This window comes from Variovorax paradoxus (assembly GCF_040544635.1).
GTDB classification, from domain to species: Bacteria; Pseudomonadota; Gammaproteobacteria; order Burkholderiales; family Burkholderiaceae_C; genus Variovorax; species Variovorax paradoxus_R.
On sequence record NZ_JBEPKJ010000002.1, the window covers coordinates 149,214 to 166,960 of the forward strand.

The 17,747-nt window shown below is 64.8% G+C and carries 16 protein-coding genes; 9 read left to right on the top strand and 7 right to left on the bottom strand.

All coding sequences use genetic code 11. The features are described from left to right. The first annotated feature begins 1 nt into the window (after position 1). The 4 genes from carB to ABIC94_RS04445 all read left to right on the top strand — a co-directional run bounded on the left by carB (position 2) and on the right by ABIC94_RS04445 (position 5,111). On the top strand, positions 2-3,253 hold the full coding sequence (gene carB / locus ABIC94_RS04430; protein WP_354371608.1) for a carbamoyl-phosphate synthase large subunit: 3,252 nt from the start codon (positions 2-4) through the stop codon (positions 3,251-3,253). Positions 3,254-3,267: 14 nt separating this feature from the next. Continuing rightward, entirely contained in the window at positions 3,268-4,137 is an 870-nt protein-coding gene (locus ABIC94_RS04435; RefSeq protein ID WP_354371610.1) for a Kdo hydroxylase family protein, read from the top strand. Positions 4,138-4,201: 64 nt separating this feature from the next. Then, entirely contained in the window at positions 4,202-4,678 is a 477-nt protein-coding gene (gene greA, locus ABIC94_RS04440; RefSeq protein ID WP_354371612.1) for a transcription elongation factor GreA, read from the top strand. Positions 4,679-4,688: 10 nt separating this feature from the next. Beyond that, positions 4,689-5,111 carry a DUF4149 domain-containing protein gene (locus ABIC94_RS04445; protein ID WP_354371614.1) on the top strand — a complete coding sequence of 141 codons (423 nt, stop codon included), beginning with the start codon at positions 4,689-4,691 and terminating at the stop codon, positions 5,109-5,111. A 58-nt stretch (positions 5,112-5,169) separates the two neighbouring features. Here ABIC94_RS04445 and ABIC94_RS04450 read toward each other — a convergent pair whose 3' ends face one another. Continuing rightward, entirely contained in the window at positions 5,170-5,889 is a 720-nt protein-coding gene (locus ABIC94_RS04450; RefSeq protein WP_354371616.1) for a glycosyltransferase, read from the bottom strand. A gap of 41 nt (positions 5,890-5,930) precedes the next feature. Continuing rightward, entirely contained in the window at positions 5,931-6,410 is a 480-nt protein-coding gene (locus ABIC94_RS04455; protein WP_258506656.1) for a YhbY family RNA-binding protein, read from the bottom strand. 90 nt (positions 6,411-6,500) lie between these two features. Here ABIC94_RS04455 and ABIC94_RS04460 point away from each other — a divergent pair, with 90 nt between their 5' ends. The 5 genes from ABIC94_RS04460 (at position 6,501) to ABIC94_RS04480 (ending at position 12,056) form a co-directional block, all read left to right on the top strand. Continuing rightward, complete coding sequence (locus tag ABIC94_RS04460) at positions 6,501-7,169, top strand: RlmE family RNA methyltransferase (protein WP_354371618.1); 669 nt, start codon at positions 6,501-6,503, stop codon at positions 7,167-7,169. 191 nt (positions 7,170-7,360) lie between these two features. Next, positions 7,361-9,277 carry an ATP-dependent zinc metalloprotease FtsH gene (gene ftsH, locus ABIC94_RS04465; RefSeq protein ID WP_354371620.1) on the top strand — a complete coding sequence of 639 codons (1,917 nt, stop codon included), beginning with the start codon at positions 7,361-7,363 and terminating at the stop codon, positions 9,275-9,277. 63 nt (positions 9,278-9,340) lie between these two features. Beyond that, positions 9,341-10,240, top strand: coding sequence for a dihydropteroate synthase (gene folP / locus ABIC94_RS04470; RefSeq protein WP_354371622.1), 900 nt, complete (start codon positions 9,341-9,343; stop codon positions 10,238-10,240). Beyond that, positions 10,237-11,574, top strand: a complete 1,338-nt coding sequence (gene glmM / locus ABIC94_RS04475; protein WP_354371624.1) for a phosphoglucosamine mutase — start codon at positions 10,237-10,239, stop codon at positions 11,572-11,574. The genes folP and glmM overlap by 4 nt, the downstream gene beginning before the upstream one ends. 2 nt (positions 11,575-11,576) lie before the next feature. Beyond that, positions 11,577-12,056, top strand: coding sequence for a GNAT family N-acetyltransferase (locus tag ABIC94_RS04480; protein WP_354371626.1), 480 nt, complete (start codon positions 11,577-11,579; stop codon positions 12,054-12,056). Between the two features lie 79 nt (positions 12,057-12,135). Here ABIC94_RS04480 and ABIC94_RS04485 read toward each other — a convergent pair whose 3' ends face one another. From ABIC94_RS04485 to ABIC94_RS04505, 5 genes are read right to left on the bottom strand one after another with little or no spacing between them, the layout of a single operon-like run. Further along, entirely contained in the window at positions 12,136-13,407 is a 1,272-nt protein-coding gene (locus ABIC94_RS04485) for an acyl-CoA dehydrogenase family protein (RefSeq protein ID WP_354371628.1), read from the bottom strand. 29 nt (positions 13,408-13,436) lie between these two features. Next, complete coding sequence (locus ABIC94_RS04490; RefSeq protein WP_354371630.1) at positions 13,437-14,543, bottom strand: phosphotransferase; 1,107 nt, start codon at positions 14,541-14,543, stop codon at positions 13,437-13,439. 23 nt (positions 14,544-14,566) lie between these two features. Continuing rightward, positions 14,567-15,286: a Crp/Fnr family transcriptional regulator gene (locus tag ABIC94_RS04495; protein WP_126749836.1), complete on the bottom strand. Its 720-nt coding sequence runs from the start codon at positions 15,284-15,286 to the stop codon at positions 14,567-14,569. A gap of 59 nt (positions 15,287-15,345) precedes the next feature. Continuing rightward, a complete protein-coding gene (locus ABIC94_RS04500; RefSeq protein ID WP_354371632.1) occupies positions 15,346-16,125 on the bottom strand; it encodes an oxepin-CoA hydrolase, alternative type in 780 nt (259 codons plus the stop codon). Between the two features lie 23 nt (positions 16,126-16,148). Further along, on the bottom strand, positions 16,149-17,669 hold the full coding sequence (locus ABIC94_RS04505) for a 3-hydroxyacyl-CoA dehydrogenase (protein ID WP_354371634.1): 1,521 nt from the start codon (positions 17,667-17,669) through the stop codon (positions 16,149-16,151). Positions 17,670-17,747 lie beyond the last annotated feature (78 nt).

The window sequence follows — 17,747 nt, forward strand, 5'->3', positions numbered from 1 at the left end:
GATGCCCAAGCGCTCAGACCTCAAATCCATTCTCATCATCGGCGCCGGCCCGATCATCATCGGCCAGGCCTGCGAGTTCGACTACTCCGGCGTGCAGGCTTGCAAGGCTTTGCGCGAGGAGGGCTACAAGGTCATCCTGATCAACAGCAACCCCGCGACGATCATGACCGACCCGGCCACGGCCGACGTCACCTACATCGAGCCGATCACCTGGCAAACGGTCGAGAAGATCATCGCCAAGGAGCGCCCCGACGCCATCCTGCCGACCATGGGCGGCCAGACCGCGCTGAACTGCGCGCTCGACCTCTGGCGCAACGGCGTGCTCGACAAGTACACCGGCGCGGCCACCAACAAGCCGGTCGAACTGATCGGTGCCACGCCCGAAGCCATCGACAAGGCCGAAGACCGCCTGAAGTTCAAGGACGCGATGACCAAGATCGGTCTCGGTTCGGCACGCTCGGGCATCGCGCACACGATGGACGAGGCCTGGGCCGTGCAGAAGACGCTCGGCTTCCCGACCGTGATCCGCCCCAGCTTCACGCTCGGCGGCACCGGCGGCGGCATCGCCTACAACCCCGACGAATTCGAGACCATCTGCAAGCGCGGCATCGAAGCCTCGCCGACCAGCGAGTTGCTGATCGAAGAATCACTGCTCGGCTGGAAAGAGTACGAGATGGAAGTCGTGCGCGACAAGGCCGACAACTGCATCATCGTCTGCTCAATCGAAAACCTCGACCCGATGGGCGTGCACACCGGCGACTCGATCACCGTGGCACCGGCACAGACGCTCTCCGACAAGGAATACCAGATCCTGCGCAATGCCTCGCTGGCCGTGCTGCGCGAGATCGGCGTGGACACTGGCGGCTCGAACGTGCAGTTCTCCATCAACCCGAAGGACGGCCGCATGGTCGTCATCGAGATGAATCCGCGCGTGTCGCGTTCGTCGGCGCTGGCCTCCAAGGCCACGGGCTTCCCGATCGCCAAGGTCGCGGCCAAGCTGGCCGTGGGCTACACGCTCGACGAGCTGCGCAACGAGATCACCGGCGGCGCCACGCCTGCGTCGTTCGAACCGTCGATCGACTACGTGGTCACCAAGATTCCGCGTTTCGCTTTCGAGAAATTCCCGCAGGCCGACTCGCGCCTCACGACGCAGATGAAGTCGGTGGGCGAGGTGATGGCCATGGGCCGCACCTTCCAGGAATCGTTCCAGAAGGCGCTGCGCGGCCTTGAAGTGGGCGTCGACGGCCTCAACGAGAAAACGCAAGACCGCGAAGTGCTCGAGAAGGAACTGGGCGAGCCCGGTCCCGAGCGCATCTGGTACGTGGGCGATGCCTTTGCCATGGGCCTCTCTGTGGACGAAGTGTTCGCGCTGACCAAGATCGACCCGTGGTTCCTGGTGCAGATCGAAGAGATCGTGAAGATCGAACTCGAGCTCGAAACCAAGTCGCTCGACGAGATCGACAAGGACACGCTGCTTGCTCTGAAGAAGAAGGGCTTCTCCGATCGCCGTTTGGCGCGCCAGCTGAAGACCACCGATACCGCGATTCGCGAGAAGCGCCGTGCCCTCGGCGTGCGCCCGGTCTACAAGCGCGTGGACACCTGCGCGGCCGAGTTCGCGACCAACACGGCCTACATGTACTCGACCTACGAGGACGAGTGCGAAGCCGACCCGACCGACAAGAAGAAGATCATGGTGCTCGGCGGCGGTCCCAACCGCATCGGCCAGGGCATCGAGTTCGACTACTGCTGCGTGCATGCCGCGCTCGCCATGCGCGAGGACGGCTACGAGACCATCATGGTCAACTGCAACCCCGAGACCGTGTCGACCGACTACGACACCTCCGACCGCCTGTACTTCGAGCCGCTCACGCTCGAAGACGTGCTCGAGATCGTCGACAAGGAAAAGCCGCTCGGCGTGATCGTGCAGTACGGCGGTCAGACGCCGCTCAAGCTCGCGCTCGACCTCGAGGCCAACGGCGTGCCGATCATCGGCACCTCGCCCGACATGATCGACGCGGCCGAAGACCGCGAGCGTTTCCAGAAGCTGCTGCATGAGCTGGGCCTGCGCCAGCCGCCGAATGCCACCGCCCGCACCGAGCCCGAAGCGCTCGAAAAGGCTGCGGCTCTCGGCTACCCGCTGGTGGTTCGCCCGAGCTACGTGCTCGGCGGCCGCGCGATGGAAATCGTGCACGAGCAGCGCGACCTCGAGCGCTACATGCGCGAAGCCGTCAAGGTGAGCAACGACTCGCCGGTGCTGCTCGACCGCTTCCTCAACGACGCCGTCGAGTGCGACGTCGACTGCATCCGCGACGGCGAAGGCGCCACGCTGATCGGCGGCGTGATGGAGCACATCGAGCAAGCCGGTGTGCACTCGGGCGACTCCGCCTGCTCGCTGCCGCCTTACAGCCTGAGCGCGGAAACCATCGCCGAGCTGAAGCGCCAGAGCGCCGCGATGGCGAAGGCGCTCAACGTGGTCGGTCTGATGAATGTGCAGTTCGCCATCCAGCAGAAGGACGGCAAGGACGTCATCTACGTGCTCGAAGTGAACCCGCGGGCTTCCCGTACCGTGCCTTACGTGAGCAAGGCCACGGGCATCCAGCTCGCCAAGGTGGCGGCACGCTGCATGGCCGGCCAGTCGCTCGCGTCGCAGGGTGTGACGAAGGAAGTCACGCCGCCGTACTTCAGCGTGAAGGAGGCCGTGTTCCCGTTCGTCAAGTTCCCGGGCGTGGACACCATCCTCGGCCCCGAGATGAAGTCGACCGGCGAAGTGATGGGCGTGGGCAAGACCTTCGGCGAAGCCTTCGTGAAGTCGCAGCTCGGTGCCGGCACCCACCTGCCGAAGTCGGGCAAGGTCTTCATCTCGGTGAAGAACAACGACAAGGCGCGCGCCGTGGAAGTGGCGCGCGGCCTGGTCAAGCTGGGCTTCGAGATCATCGCCACCAAGGGCACCGCAGCCGCCATCAGCGCCGCGGGCATCGAATGCGCGACGGTGAACAAGGTGACCGAAGGCCGCCCGCACATCGTGGACATGATCAAGAACAACGAGATTGCGCTGGTCATCAACACGGTGGAAGAGCGCCGCAACGCAATCACCGATTCGCGGCAGATCCGTACCTCGGCGCTGCTGGCGCGCGTGACCACGTTCACCACGATCTTCGGCGCCGAAGCCGCGGTCGAGGGCATGGGCTTCATGGACGAGCTCGGCGTGATCTCGGTGCAGGAGATGCACGCGCAGCTGGCTGCGGTGGCCTGAGCCTGAGCGCCATCATGGAAACGCAGCTCGTCGAACTGGACCTGGCGAACTGGAACGCGGCCACGCCCAACGAGGCGTGGATCGCGGAGCTGGAAGCGGGCAAGGTGCTGTACTTTCCGCGCCTGGGCTTCGAGCTGCTGCCGGAAGAGCGCAGCCTGCTGACACCCGGCCTGCTGTCGGCCGACGTACGCAATATCAGCCTCGACGCCGACGGCAAGCTCAAGGGCGTGGCCGGCGACGAGGCGGTGCAGCGCGCCGTGGCGGCGATGGTCGGGCGCTTTCGCGCGCAGGCGCAGCAACTCATCCATGGCTTGTTGCCCCACTACACGCCGGCTCTGCGCCTGGCGCCGACGAGCTACAGGCCGGCGCAGGTCGAGACGCGCGTGCAATCCTGGCGCGCCGACGACCGGCGGTTGCACGTCGACGCATTCCCGTCGCGGCCCAACTACGGCGAGCGCATCCTGCGCGTGTTCACCAACGTCAACCCCGAGGGCGCGCCGCGCGTGTGGCGCGTGGGCGAGCCCTTCGAAGACATTGCCCGGCGCTTTCTGCCGCGTGCCAAGCCCTATGTGCGCTGGCAGGCCAGGCTGCTGCGCGCACTGCGTGTGACCAAGTCGTTGCGCAGCGAGTACGACCACCTGATGCTGCAGCTGCACGACGGCATGAAGTCGGACATGGCGTACCAGGAAAATTCGCCGCAGGAAACCGCCAAGTTCCCGCCGGGTTCGGTGTGGGTGTGCTTCTCCGACCAGACCTCGCACGCCGTCATGGCGGGCCAGTACATGCTGGAGCAGACCCTTCATCTGCCCGCGGCGAAGCAATACAATCCCAATTCGAGCCCGCTCGCCATCCTGAGCCGGCTGACCGGACGCACACTCGTCTGATCCTTTCCCCCAATCGACCGCCGAACGGCAGCGTTCGGCGGTTTCGCTTTATGGAGAACCAAACATGGCCACCATTCCAATTACCAAGCGCGGTGCCGAGAAGCTGCGCGCTGAACTGCATCAGCTCAAGACCGTGGACCGCCCCTGGGTCATCAACGCGATTTCCGAAGCCCGCGCCCAGGGCGACCTGAGCGAGAACGCCGAATACGAAGTCGCCAAGGACCGCCAGGGCTTCATCGAAGGCCGCATCCAGGAAGTGGAAGGCAAGTTGTCGGCCGCACAGATCATCGATCCGGCCGAGCTCGACGCCGGCGGCAAGGTGGTGTTCGGTTCCACGGTGGAACTCGAAGAAGAGGAATCGGGCGAACCCGTCAAATACCAGATCGTCGGCGAAGACGAAGCCGACCTGAAGCTGGGGCTCATCAATATCTCCAGCCCGATTGCGCGTGCGCTCATCGGCAAGGAAGAAGGCGACGTGGCCGAGGTGCAGGCCCCGGGCGGCCTCAAACGCTACGAGATCGTGGCGGTTCGCTACATCTGATCCGCGCCGGATGAAAGACCGCCTCGCGCTGCTGTTGGCCGCCTTCTGGTGGGGCAGTCTCACGACAATCGGTTTCCTGGTCGTGCCGATGCTTTTCGCGAGGCTCGGCAATCCCGCCGTGGCGGGCAATTTTGCGGGGCAGTTGTTCGAGGCGCAGAGCTGGATTGCCATCGGCTGCGGCTTGCTGCTGCTGGTTCATTTCAGGACGAAGATGGACGACCGCATCGACAACGCCTCGATGACCGCCATCTTCCTGATATTGGGCGCATTGCTGCTGGCGCTGCTCCAGCAATATGCCGTAGCACCCCGCATTCTTGCGCGCGACAACCTGAAGCTTTGGCACGCCGTGGGAAGCGGCATGTACCTGGTTCAGTGGCTGTGCGCGGGCGTGCTGCTGTGGCGCATGGGCGCCAAAGCGCCGGCCGCAAGCTAAGTCCGGACGACGGCGGCGGAGGGCGGGCCCTGCTGCTCCAGCCAGCCGCCCGGCCACTTCACTCTTTCCAGAACTTCGAGATCCAGCGCGCAGGCCGGATAAAGCGGAAAGCCCGGTTGCGCCGGCCCGCCAGCGCGTCGGGCGGATTGCACTCGCCATGGAACACCATGATGCGCGCGCCTTCCGGCACGAAGGGCTCTTCCCAGTAGTTGGCCGGCCACATGGGAATGCCGTGGTACTTGAAGCTCGGGCACCAGGCTGTGGGCCAATAGCCCAGCTTGCCTTGCTTGTGCAGCACGTCGGACAGGTAGGTCTGCTCGTTGCGGTACTCGGCCTGGACCTTGTCCATGTTCTCGCGGAAATACGCCAGCACGTCGGCATGGGCACCCAGCTCGAAGCGGTAGACCGACGAGTTTCCCGTGATCCGCTGGCGCCGCCAGGGGCGCGCGTAGTCGTGAATGATCAGGAACTCGCCGGGGCGCTCGAAGAACGCATCGAGGCTGCCCACGATCACCACGTCCACATCCAGGAACAGGGCGGTGCCGCGCAGGCCGTGCAGGTCTTTTTCGAAGGTGGTGAGCTTCTTCCACGCGCCGTCGCGCTGGCCGGGCGCCAGTTGCAGGTTGAGCGGCGGAATCGGCAGGCACGTCACCTCGGGGCGAATGCCGGTGCCGTCGTCCGTCAGGCACACGAACTTGAAGTCGCCGCTGAGATTGCGGCGCACCATCGCGTAGAGGCGGTTGACGTATTCGGGGCCGTATTTCGTGCCCCACTTCATGCAGAGGATATGGCGCTGGGCGCCTTGCGCTGGCGCCAAGTTCAGTCTGCCTGGTTACGCTTCTTGGCCGAGAGCGGCCGTTTTGCCTTGGCGCGCTTGATGGTGCCGCCGGGGGTGAGCCGCTGGTTGCCGAGCACGCGCAGGGTCTTGATTTCGGGGCGCTGGCCGCCGCGCTTGCTGTATTTCAGCACCTTGATGTCGCGCGGACCGGGCATGCGGTCTTCGTCGACCACGCGTTCTTTCTCGGGCTTGGGGCGCCACAGCACCAGCAGCTTGCCGATGTGCTGGATGGGCGCGGCATCGAGTTCGTCGGCCAGTTCCTGCAGCATGGCGTCGCGCGCCAGGCGGTCGTCGGAGAAGACGCGGATCTTGATCAGCCCGTGGGCCTTGAGCGCCGCGTCGGCCTCTTTTTTAACGGCAGGGGTCAGCCCGTCTCCACCGACCATGACGATCGGATCCAGGTGGTGAGCTTCGGCGCGGTGCACCTTGCGCTCGGCAGGGGTAAGTTGAATGGCGGGCATCCCCGTATTATCGAGGGTAGAAAGCAACCTCTCGAACCGCCGGGCCGCTTCCAAGGCGAATACCGCAGCGCGAAGCACGAGAGGCCACCCATGAGCACCAAGGCAAAGAGCAAAAAAGTCAACAAGGCGTGGCTGCACGACCACATCAACGATCCGTACGTGAAACTGGCCACGCGCGAGGGATATCGCGCACGCGCCGCCTACAAGCTCAAGGAAATCGACGAGTCGCTGGGCCTGGTCAAACCGGGCCAGCTGGTGGTTGACCTGGGCTCCACACCGGGCGCCTGGAGCCAGTACCTGCGGCGGCGCATGTCGCCCGACGGCGCCGCGGCCGGAGCCCTGAACGGAACCATCATCGCGCTCGACATGCTGCCCATGGAGCCGATCGAGGGCGTAACCTTCCTGCAGGGCGATTTCCGCGAAGCGGCGCTGCTGGAGCAGGTGCTGGGCGTGCTGGCCGGCCGGAAGGCCGACCTGGTGGTGTCGGACATGGCGCCCAACCTGTCGGGCATCCATTCGGCCGACGCTGCCCGTGTCGCGCATCTGATCGAGCTTGCAATCGACTTCGCCCAGCACCACCTGAAGCCCGAAGGGGCTTTGGTCGCCAAGCTCTTCCATGGCAGCGGCTACGACGAGCTGGTGAAGTTGTTCAAGGCCAATTTCCGCACCGTAAAACCCTTCAAACCCAAGGCCTCGCGCGACAAATCGTCCGAAACCTTTCTGGTCGGCATGGGTCTGAAGGCACATGAAACGCTTTGATACCTTGACGCGGCAGCCCTTCAAAGGGCGCCGAAAGGGTGTCAATGAGGCGCAAACCCTTGTCAGGCTATGGCTGCATTAGGGAAATGCCCGCTTTTCGTAGCTTGAAAAGCCTAAAATGGGGCGCAATTGCGTATCCACAGCGCGTTCTTTTTCACAATCTTGTCACGCGCTTTCGACTGGAGCTTCGTTTGAACAATCAGTGGTTTTCCAAAGTTGCCGTATGGCTCGTCATTGCCATGGTGTTGTTCACTGTGTTCAAGCAGTTCGACACCCGCGGTGGCGTTGGCTCGGGGACGGTGAGTTATTCAGAGTTCCTGGATCAGGTCCGAAACAACCAGATTAAAAGTGCCGTCATTCCTGAAGGCGCAGGCGGCGGAGAAATCATCGCCGTCACCAACGACGATCGCAAGATCCGCACGACCGCCACGGTGCTCGACCGCGGCCTCGTGGGCGACCTGATCGATCACAACGTCAAGTTCGACGTCAAGCCGCGCGAAGAGGGCTCGCTCCTCATGACGCTCCTGGTGAGCTGGGGGCCGATGCTGCTGCTGATCGGCGTCTGGATCTACTTCATGCGACAGATGCAGGGCGGCGGCAAAGGCGGAGCGTTCAGCTTCGGCAAGAGCAAAGCCCGCATGATGGACGAGAACAACAACACGGTCACTTTCGCCGACGTTGCAGGTTGCGACGAAGCCAAGGAAGAAGTCCGTGAAGTGGTCGACTTCCTGAAAGACCCGCAGCGCTTCCAGAAGCTCGGCGGTCGCATTCCGCGCGGCCTGCTGCTGGTCGGCCCTCCGGGTACCGGCAAGACCTTGCTTGCCAAGTCGATCGCCGGCGAAGCCAAGGTTCCGTTCTTCTCGATCTCGGGCTCCGACTTCGTCGAAATGTTCGTCGGCGTGGGCGCGGCCCGCGTGCGCGACATGTTCGAGAACGCCAAGAAGAACGCCCCTTGCATCATCTTCATCGACGAAATCGATGCGGTGGGCCGCCAGCGCGGTGCCGGCCTGGGTGGCGGCAACGACGAGCGCGAACAAACCCTGAACCAGATGCTGGTCGAGATGGACGGCTTCGAAACCAACCTCGGCGTGATCGTCGTGGCTGCAACCAACCGTCCGGACATTCTGGACGCCGCACTGCTGCGCCCCGGCCGTTTCGACCGCCAGGTGTATGTCACGCTGCCCGATGTGAAGGGGCGCGAGCAGATCCTCGCCGTTCACATGCGCAAGGTGCCCTTGGGCCAGGACGTCAATCCGAACGTGATTGCACGCGGAACGCCAGGCATGTCCGGTGCCGATCTGGCCAACCTCTGCAACGAAGCTGCCCTGATGGCTGCACGCCGCAATGCCCGCGTCGTCGAGATGCAGGACTTCGAGAAAGCCAAGGACAAGATCTTCATGGGCCCGGAACGCCGCTCGGCAGTCATGGACCCGGAAGAGTTGAGGAACACCGCGTACCACGAAGCAGGCCATGCCCTCATCGGCAAGCTCCTGCCAAAGTCGGACCCTGTTCACAAGGTCACGATTGTTCCGCGCGGGCGCGCACTGGGCGTCACCTTCACGCTGCCTGAGCGGGATCGCTACGGCTACGACAAGGAATGGGCGCTCAACAAGATCTCGATGTTGTTCGGTGGCCGGATTGCCGAAGAAGTCTTCATGAATCAGCGCACCACCGGTGCCTCGGACGACTTCAACAAGGCAACCCAACTGGCCCGCGACATGGTGACGCGTTACGGCATGACCGACGCACTGGGCCCGATGGTCTATGCAGAGAACGAGGGTGAAGTCTTCCTGGGCCGTTCCGTGACGAAGACCACCACCATGAGCGAGCAGACCATGCAAAAGGTGGATGAGGAAGTCCGCCGCATCATCGACGAGCAATACGCCCTGGCGCGCCGCCTCATCGAGGAAAACAGCGACAAGATGCACACCATGGCGAAGGCGCTGCTCGAATGGGAAACCCTCGACAGCGAACAGCTCGACGACATCATGGCCGGCCGCGCGCCGCGTCCGCCCAAGGATTGGACGCCGCGCATTCCGCCGTCGGGCAGCGGTGGCAGCGGCGGTACGCCGGCTGTGAAACCGGATCCGGCGCCGACTGCCGCCTGAAGTGCATCCGGCGTCACACAACAACGGGGCCCTTGGCCCCGTTTTCGATGATGAAGGTGCCGCATGACGATGGCTCCGTTGATCTGGCAGACCGCACGTTTTGCGATTGATCTCGCGCAGCCGCGCGTGATGGGCATCGTCAACGTCACTCCCGATTCTTTCTCCGACGGCGGGGCGCATGCTTCTACCGCGGCCGCCCTGCAGCATTGCGAGCAGTTGCTGAAGGAGGGCGCCGATATGCTCGACATCGGCGGCGAATCGACCCGGCCCGGCAGCCCGGCCGTGCCGCTCGACGCCGAGCTGGCGCGCGTGCTGCCGGTGGTCCGCGAGGCTGTGAAGCTGAACGTGCCGCTTTCCGTCGACACCTACAAGCCGGAAGTCATGCGCGCGGTGCTCGAGTTGGGCGCTGACGTCGTCAACGATGTCTGGGCGCTGCGGCAGCCCGGTGCGCGCGAAGCGGTGGCCGCGCACCCCTCGTGCGGCATTTGCCTGATGCACATGCATCGCGATCCGCAAACCATGCAGACCGCGCCCATGCAGGGCGATGTGGTTCCCGAGGTGCTGTCGTTCTGGGCGCAGCAGGTGGCGCAACTGCGTTTGCTGAAGGTCGATCCGTCGCGAATCACCTTGGATCCGGGAATCGGATTCGGCAAGACAGTGGCGCAAAATTTTGCCCTGCTGGCACGCCAGCGTGAACTGCTCGACGCCGGCTATCCGCTGCTGCTGGGCTGGTCTCGAAAGTCTTCCATCGGTACGGTCAGCGGCATTCCGGCTGCTGCCGAACGCCTGGTGCCCAGCGTGATGGCGGCGGTGCTCGCGGTGGACCGCGGCGCGGCCATCGTGCGGGTGCACGACGTGCGCGACACCGTGGCGGCACTCGCCGTGTGGCGTGCCATGAAAACCGAAGAGCCGCATCCAGGCCGACGGGCTTCCAACGATCAACAACAAGAACAAACTTCATGACCCGCAAATACTTTGGCACCGACGGCATTCGCGGCACGGTCGGCCAGTCGCCCATCACACCCGACTTCGTGCTGCGCCTTGCGCATGCCGTGGGCCGCGTGCTCAAGAAAAGCCAGTCGCGCCCGACAGTGCTGATCGGCAAGGACACCCGCATTTCGGGCTACATGCTCGAATCCGCGCTGGAGTCGGGCTTCAATTCCGCCGGGGTCGACGTGGTGTTGCTGGGCCCGCTGCCTACACCGGGCGTGGCCTACCTCACGCGCGCACAGCGCGCGAGTCTGGGCGTGGTGATCAGCGCCAGCCACAACGCCTACCCGGACAACGGCATCAAGTTTTTCAGCGCGCAGGGCAGCAAGCTCGACGACGAATGGGAGCTTGCGGTGGAAGCCGCGCTCGAAGAGGCCCCTGTATGGGCAACCTCGGCCGAACTCGGCAAGGCGCGCCGCCTGAACGACGCGCCCGGCCGCTACATCGAGTTCTGCAAGAGCACCTTCGCCAACGACCTGACGTTGCGCGACATGAAGCTCGTGATCGATGCGGCGCACGGCGCGGCCTACCAGGTGGCGCCGAACGTGTTCCACGAACTGGGGGCCGAGGTCACCAGCATCGGCTGCGCGCCCGACGGGCTCAACATCAACAAGGGCTTCGGCGCGACCCATCCCGAGGCGCTGGTCGCCGCCGTGACGGCGCAGAAGGCCGACTACGGCATTGCGCTCGACGGCGACGCCGACCGCCTGCAACTCGTCGACGCCAGCGGGCGCCTGTTCAATGGCGACGAACTGCTCTACCTCATGGTGGCCGAGCGTATTTCGCGCGGAGAAAAGCCTGTCGGCGTGGTCGGTACACTCATGACCAACAAGGCTGTCGAGGTGGCGCTGCGCGGCCAGGGGATCGAGTTCGTGCGCGCCAAGGTGGGCGACCGCTATGTGCTTGAAGAACTCGACAAGCGCGGCTGGATTCTGGGCGGCGAAGGCTCCGGCCATCTGCTGGCGCTCGACCGCCACACCACCGGCGACGGCATCGTGAGCGCACTGCAGGTGCTGCAAGCCTGCGTGCGCAGCGGCAAGACGGTGGCGCAGCTGCTGGCCGACATCACGCTGTTTCCCCAGACCCTCATCAATGTTCGCCTGACGCCGGGACAGGACTGGAAGAGCAACAGGGCGCTGGCCAGCGAAACTCAGCGCATCGAGGCTGAACTCGGCGACGGCGGCCGTGTGCTGATCCGTGCAAGCGGCACCGAGCCGTTGGTGCGCGTAATGGTCGAGGCACGCGACGCGAAGCAGGCCGAGGCTTGCGCGAAGCGCCTTGCCGCAACTCTCGAGCCCGCGCAATAGCGATGGTCGAAGTCGTTCTGGCGGACTACCGCAACGCAAAGCACTCGGCGGCACTGGTCGACCTGCTCGACAGCTATGCACGCGATCCCGCCGGCGGCGGTACGGCGCTCGACGCCGACGTGCGTGCCGGCCTGCCCGCGGCACTCGCTGCGCGGCCGCAAGCTTTCAGCGTGCTGGCTTACGACGGTGCGCAGCCCGTCGGGCTCGTCAACTGCATCGAAGGTTTTTCGACCTTTGCCTGCAAGCCGCTGGTCAATGTGCATGACGTTGTCGTTCTGGCCAGCCATCGCGGCCGGCGGGTTGCGCAACGCATGTTCGAACGGGTGGAGCAAGAAGCCCGCGTGCGTGGTGCCTGCAAGCTCACGCTGGAAGTGCTGTCGGGCAATGCGCCGGCGTTGCGCAGCTACGAACGTGAGGGGTTCATCGGCTATCAACTCGACCCTGCGTTCGGGCACGCGGTGTTTTTGCAGAAGAAGCTCTGAAAAAGAAAAGGCCGAGGCGAATTGATCGCCGTCGGCCCTCACCCCAACCCTCTCCCAGAGGGAGAGGGAGCAGGACGAATCAGAAGCGCGTGACGGGCGGCTCGGCCTCGGTCTTGCTGGGCGCGTACTTGCCCAGCTCCCACTTCGCGATCGCATTGCGGTGCACTTCGTCGGGGCCGTCCGCAAAGCGCAGCGTGCGCGCGCCGGCATAGGCGTAGGCAAGCGGAAAGTCGTCGCACATGCCGCCGCCGCCATGCACCTGCATGGCCCAGTCGATCACTTGGCAGGCCATGCTCGGCGCGACCACCTTGATCATCGCGATTTCGTTCTTCGCGACCTTGTTGCCGGCCACGTCCATCAGCCATGCGGCCTTGAGCGTGAGCAGGCGGGCCATGTCGATCTTGCAGCGTGCTTCGGCAATGCGCTCTTGCGTGACGGTCTGCGAAGCGACCGTCTTGCCGAAGGCCACGCGCGAAGAAGCGCGCTTGCACATCAGTTCGAGCGCACGCTCGGCCAGGCCGATCAGGCGCATGCAGTGGTGAATGCGTCCGGGGCCAAGGCGGCCTTGGGCGATTTCAAAGCCGCGGCCTTCGCCGAGCAGGATGTTGTCGACGGGCACGCGCACGTTCTCGAAGTACATCTCGACGTGGCCGTGCGGGGCATCGTCGTAGCCCATGACGTTGAGCGGGCGCACGATGCGGATGCCCTTGGCATCGGCCGGCACGATCACCATGCTTTGCTGCGAATGCCTCGGCGCATCGGGGTCGCTCTTGCCCATGGTGATGAAGACGGCGCAGCGCGGGTCGGCGGCACCTGAAATCCACCACTTGTGGCCGTTGATCACGTATTCGTCGCCCTGGCGTTCGATGCGGGTCGAGATGTTGGTGGCATCGCTGGAGGCAACATCGGGTTCGGTCATTGCGAAGGCCGAGCGAATCTCGCCTTCGAGCAGCGGCTTGAGCCAGCGTGCCTTGATGGCTTCGGAGCCGTAGCGGGCAATGGTTTCCATGTTGCCCGTATCGGGCGCCGAGCAGTTGAAGGCTTCCGAAGCCCATTGCACCCGGCCCATGATCTCGGCCAGCGGTGCGTATTCCTGGTTGGTGAGGCCGGCGCCCTCGTAGCCCGAGGCGGAGGCGCTGTCGACCGGCAGGAACAGGTTCCACAATCCCTGGGCCTTGGCCTTTTCCTTGACCTTCTCGACGGTCTTGAGCGCGGTCCAGCGCTTGCCGGCGGCCGTGTTGGCGGCCAGCTCGGCCGCATACGCGGCTTCGGCCGGGTAGATGTGCTCGTCCATGAACGCGGTGACGCGTTTCTGCAATTCCTTGGTCTTGGCCGAATATTCGAAATCCATGCTGTCTCCTGGTGGGGTTTTGGGGCTGGTTACGCCTTTTGGGCAAACTGCCAGGCCATCTCGGCCATCGGTCGCGCGCCGCGGGCGGAGGCCACGGCTTGCTCGCTCGACGCGGTACCGGCCTCGACCCGCTTGGCAATGCCCTGCAGGATCGCGGCCATGCGGAACAGGTTGTAGGCCTGGTAGAAGTTCCAGTCGGGTGCCAGCGCTTCGGGCGTGGTGATGCGCGTGCGCTCGCAGTACCGGCGGATGTATTCGCTCTCGGTGGGAATGCCCAGCGCCGCGACATCCACGCCGCCGATGCCGCGGCCGGTGGTGGGAGGCATGTGCCAGGACATGCAGTGGTAGCTGAAGTCCGCGAGGGGATGGCCCAGCGTGGAGAGCTCCCAGTCGAGCACCGCGATGATCCGCGGCTCTGTGGCGTGGAACATCACGTTGTCGAGGCGGTAGTCGCCATGGACGATCGAGACTTTGCTTTCGTCGCGCGCGCTCGCCGGCATGTGGGCGGGGAACCAGTCGATCAGGCGCTCCATGGCATCGATCGGCTGGGACAGTTCGCCGGCGCCGTCGGTCGAGGCCTTGTACTGCTTGCTCCAGCGGCCGATCTGGCGCTCGAAGTAGTTGCCGGGCTTGCCGTAGTCCGCAAGGCCGCGCTCCGCGAACTTCACGGTGTGCAGCGCCGCAATGACGCGGTTCATCTCATCGTAGTAAGCCGCGCGTTCGGTGTTGGTGAAGCCGGGCAGCGATTGGTCCCAGAGGACCCGGCCCTGCATGAACTCCATCACGTAGAAGGCGCGGCCGATGAAGGATTCGTCCTCGCACAGGCAGTGCATGCGCGGCACGGGCACATCGGTGCCCTGCAGGCCGCTCATGACCTTGAACTCGCGCTCCACCGCATGGGCCGAGGGCAACAGCTTGGCGACCGGCCCGGGCTTGGCGCGCATCACGTAGCTCTGCGTCGGCGTGACCAACTTGTAGGTGGGGTTCGATTGCCCACCCTTGAACATTTCGACCGTGAGCGGGCCCTGGAAGCCGTCGAGGTTCTTCGTGAGCCAGGCTGCAAGTGCTTCGATGTCGAAGGCATGCTGTTGCGAAACGGCGCGTGTGCCGATGAAGTTCGAGAAGTCCTGGCTCATGTCTCTGTCTCTTTTTGGTTTTCTCAGGTCTCAGCTTCGGAGACGCGCATCAAGGCTGCGCGATCCAGCACGACCAGGCCGCCCGGCTCGATCCGGATAGTGCCCTCGCGCTCCATGGTCTTGAGCTCCTGGTTGACCCGCTGGCGCGAGGCACCGAGCAACTGCGCGAGTTCTTCCTGCGCCAATTGCAGGCCGATGCGCGTCTGGCTGCCGTCTTCCAGGTTGGGCACGCCGTAGCTGCGCACCAGATGGATGAGCTGCTTGGCCAGGCGTGCGCGCAAGGGCAGGGTGTTGAGGTCTTCCACCAGCCCGAACAGCGTGCGGATGCGGCGCGCCTGCAGCCGCATCAATGCTTCGTACAGCTCCACGTGCGTGGCCAGGATCTTCTGAAAGTCGGCCCGCGCCACGCAGAGCACTGTCGTGTCGCCATGCGCATAGGCATCGTGCGTGCGCCTGTCTCCGTCGAACATCGCCACGTCGCCGAACCAGATGCCCGGCTCCACGTAGGTCAGCGTCACCTGCTTGCCCGACACGGCCGTCGAGCTGACGCGCACCGCGCCCTTGGCACAGGCAATCCAGTGATCGGGAGGGTCGCCGCGGGCGGCGATCAGGTCGCCGTCCTTGTAGCGTTTGACAAAAGCACATCGGAGAATGTCGTGCCGTAGCGATGGAGAGAGAGAAGAAAACCAGCGACCACTGTTGATCGCTTCACGTTCTTCGATGGTAAGAATGGGGTCGTCCATTGGTCTGTCCTGTCGGCGACTGAAAAGCTGAAGGGTGTCACGGGAGTGACGTCGTGCCGCTATTCGTACTGCGGCGGTTTCTTCTCTAGAAATGAGGCAATGCCGATGCCGGCATTGGGGTGGTGAAGGTTGCGAACGAAGTGGTCGCGCTCCTGCGAGAGCTGCGACGCGAACGTGGCACCGCGCGCCTCGCTGAGCAGTTCCTTGATGCTGGCCAGCGAGTTCGGCGCGCGTGCATTGAGCTTGGCCGCAAGCGCCAGTGCGCTTGCGAGCGCCTGGCCGTTCTCGCTCAGTTCGTTGACCAGCCCGAGCGCATGCAGCCGCGGCGCGCCGATGCGCTCGCCGGCCATCAGCCACTCGCTGGCCAGTTGGCGCGGCAACGCCTGGCCCAGGTGCCAGCTCAGCCCGCCGTCGGGCGACAGCGCCACGTTGCTGTAAGAAGCCGCAAAAATCGCGTCGCGCGCGGCCACGACGAAATCGCAGGCCAATGCCAGCGAGAAGCCGGCGCCGGCCGCCGCGCCTTCGACCGCCGCAATGATCGGCTTGGGAAAGGTGCGGATGGAGTCGATCCAGTTGTGCAGGCCCTCGATGCTTTCGGCCTGCACCGAAGGGTCGCGCTGGCGGTTGTCGGACAGCCGCTGCAGCGAGCCGCCGGCGCAGAACCACGCGCCTTCGCCCACGATGACGACGCTGCGAATCTCGTCGCTGCTTTCGGCGCCGTTGAGCGCCTCGATGCCTGCGGCGTAGATCTCGGGGCCCAATGCATTGCGCTGGGTCGGGTTGGCGATCGTCAGCACCATGGTGCGTCCTTCGCTGGTGCTTTTCAGTTCGGCGGTCATCGCTGTGAGGCTTTCCTTGGTGTTTATTCTTCTTCGTGCAGCAGGCTCAGGCCGATTGCACCGCGGCGGCGCAGCCACGGGCTCGGGCGATAGCGCGGATCGCCGTAGACGGTCTGCAAGTTGAACAGCACTTCGAGCATGTTGGTCGGCCCGTACAGGTTGCCCATGGCCAGCGGACCGCGCGGATAGCCGAGGCCCAGCTGCACGGCAGTTTCGAGATCGGCCGGCGAGCAGATGCACTGCTGGCACATGTCGGAGGCGATGTTCACGATGGTGCCGATCACGCGCTGCGTGACGAAGCCGCCGCTGTCGCGGATCACGCTCACGGCCTTGCCGTCACGCGCGAAGAGGGCGTGCGCCGCATCGCGAATGTCGCGCCGCGTGGCCGGGTTGGTGGCAAGCACGCGTCGCTTGGTGGCGGCATCGTCGATCAGCATGTCGATGCCGACGGTGCGCGTGGCGTCCAGGCGTTCGACCGCGGCCACCGTGGTCACATCGAAGCCCAGCGGTGCCACCAGGATGAGCGAAGTGGGCGCGGCTGTGGCGCCGCTGTCGATTTGCGCACCGAGCGTATTCACCAGCCGCAGCAACTCGGCCCGGCGCGCGGCGCGTGGCGACACCCACACCGAGGGCAGCGCCGCCACCGTTGGCGGCGCGGCTTCGGGAGGCTGCTGCATCACGCCGTCGTGGTAGTTGTAGAAGCCTTCGTTGGTCTTGCGGCCGAGCACGCCCGCTGCAAGGCGCTGGGCCGTGATCACGCTGGGGCGGAAGCGGGGCTCCTCGTAGTACTGGTGATAGATCGACTCCATCACCGGATGCGACACGTCGAGCGCCGTCAGGTCCATCAACTCGAACGGGCCGAGGCGGAAACCGGCCTGGTCCTTCAGGATGCGGTCGATGGTGGCGAAGTCGGCTACGCCTTCGCCCACGATGCGCAGCGCCTCGGTGCCGTAGCCGCGGCCGGCATGGTTGACGATGAAGCCCGGCGTGTCCTGCGCCTGCACGGCGCTATGGCCCATCTGCACCGCATAGCCGGCCAGCTGCTTGCAGACTTCGGCGGAAGTTTTGAAGCCCGCCACCACCTCGACCACCTTCATCAACGGCACGGGGTTGAAGAAGTGAAAGCCCGCCACGCGCTGCGGGTGCTTGAGCCCGGCCGCGATGGCCGTGACCGACAGCGACGAGGTGTTGGTCGCGAGCGTGGCCGTGGGCGCGACGACCGATTCGAGTTCGCGGAACAGCTTGCGCTTGACCTCGATGTCCTCGACCACCGCTTCGATCACGAGGTCGCATGCGGCCAGGGCCGCGACCGAATCGACCGCCTTGACACGGGCGATTTGCGCATCACGCGCCGCGGCGTCGATCTTGCCCTTCTCGTGCAGCTTGTTCCATTGGGCCACGAGGGCTTCGCGCCCGCGCTCCGCGGCACCTGCAAAACTGTCGAGCAATAGCACTTCGCTGCCCGCCTGTGCGGCGATCTGGGCGATGCCTCGGCCCATGGCGCCGGCGCCGACGACGCCGATCCGGGTGTAGTTCACTGTCATTGGAAGAAGATTTTCGCTGGTTGAGGGGTATCCGGGCCTGATGGCAGGCGTTGGGCGCGGAGCTTGCGCAGCCTTCGA

Excerpts from the sequence above, each read along its gene's own strand:
- carB (WP_354371608.1), top strand. The coding sequence starts at position 2 with ATGCCCAAGCGCTCAGACCTCAAATCCATTCTCATCATCGGCGCCGGC.
- ABIC94_RS04435 (WP_354371610.1), top strand. The coding sequence starts at position 3,268 with ATGGAAACGCAGCTCGTCGAACTGGACCTGGCGAACTGGAACGCGGCC.
- greA (WP_354371612.1), top strand. The coding sequence starts at position 4,202 with ATGGCCACCATTCCAATTACCAAGCGCGGTGCCGAGAAGCTGCGCGCT.
- ABIC94_RS04445 (WP_354371614.1), top strand. The coding sequence starts at position 4,689 with ATGAAAGACCGCCTCGCGCTGCTGTTGGCCGCCTTCTGGTGGGGCAGT.
- ABIC94_RS04450 (WP_354371616.1), bottom strand. The coding sequence starts at position 5,889 with ATGAAGTGGGGCACGAAATACGGCCCCGAATACGTCAACCGCCTCTAC.
- ABIC94_RS04455 (WP_258506656.1), bottom strand. The coding sequence starts at position 6,410 with ATGCCCGCCATTCAACTTACCCCTGCCGAGCGCAAGGTGCACCGCGCC.
- ABIC94_RS04460 (WP_354371618.1), top strand. The coding sequence starts at position 6,501 with ATGAGCACCAAGGCAAAGAGCAAAAAAGTCAACAAGGCGTGGCTGCAC.
- folP (WP_354371622.1), top strand. The coding sequence starts at position 9,341 with ATGACGATGGCTCCGTTGATCTGGCAGACCGCACGTTTTGCGATTGAT.
- glmM (WP_354371624.1), top strand. The coding sequence starts at position 10,237 with ATGACCCGCAAATACTTTGGCACCGACGGCATTCGCGGCACGGTCGGC.
- ABIC94_RS04480 (WP_354371626.1), top strand. The coding sequence starts at position 11,577 with ATGGTCGAAGTCGTTCTGGCGGACTACCGCAACGCAAAGCACTCGGCG.
- ABIC94_RS04485 (WP_354371628.1), bottom strand. The coding sequence starts at position 13,407 with ATGGATTTCGAATATTCGGCCAAGACCAAGGAATTGCAGAAACGCGTC.
- ABIC94_RS04490 (WP_354371630.1), bottom strand. The coding sequence starts at position 14,543 with ATGAGCCAGGACTTCTCGAACTTCATCGGCACACGCGCCGTTTCGCAA.
- ABIC94_RS04495 (WP_126749836.1), bottom strand. The coding sequence starts at position 15,286 with ATGGACGACCCCATTCTTACCATCGAAGAACGTGAAGCGATCAACAGT.
- ABIC94_RS04500 (WP_354371632.1), bottom strand. The coding sequence starts at position 16,125 with ATGACCGCCGAACTGAAAAGCACCAGCGAAGGACGCACCATGGTGCTG.
- ABIC94_RS04505 (WP_354371634.1), bottom strand. The coding sequence starts at position 17,669 with ATGACAGTGAACTACACCCGGATCGGCGTCGTCGGCGCCGGCGCCATG.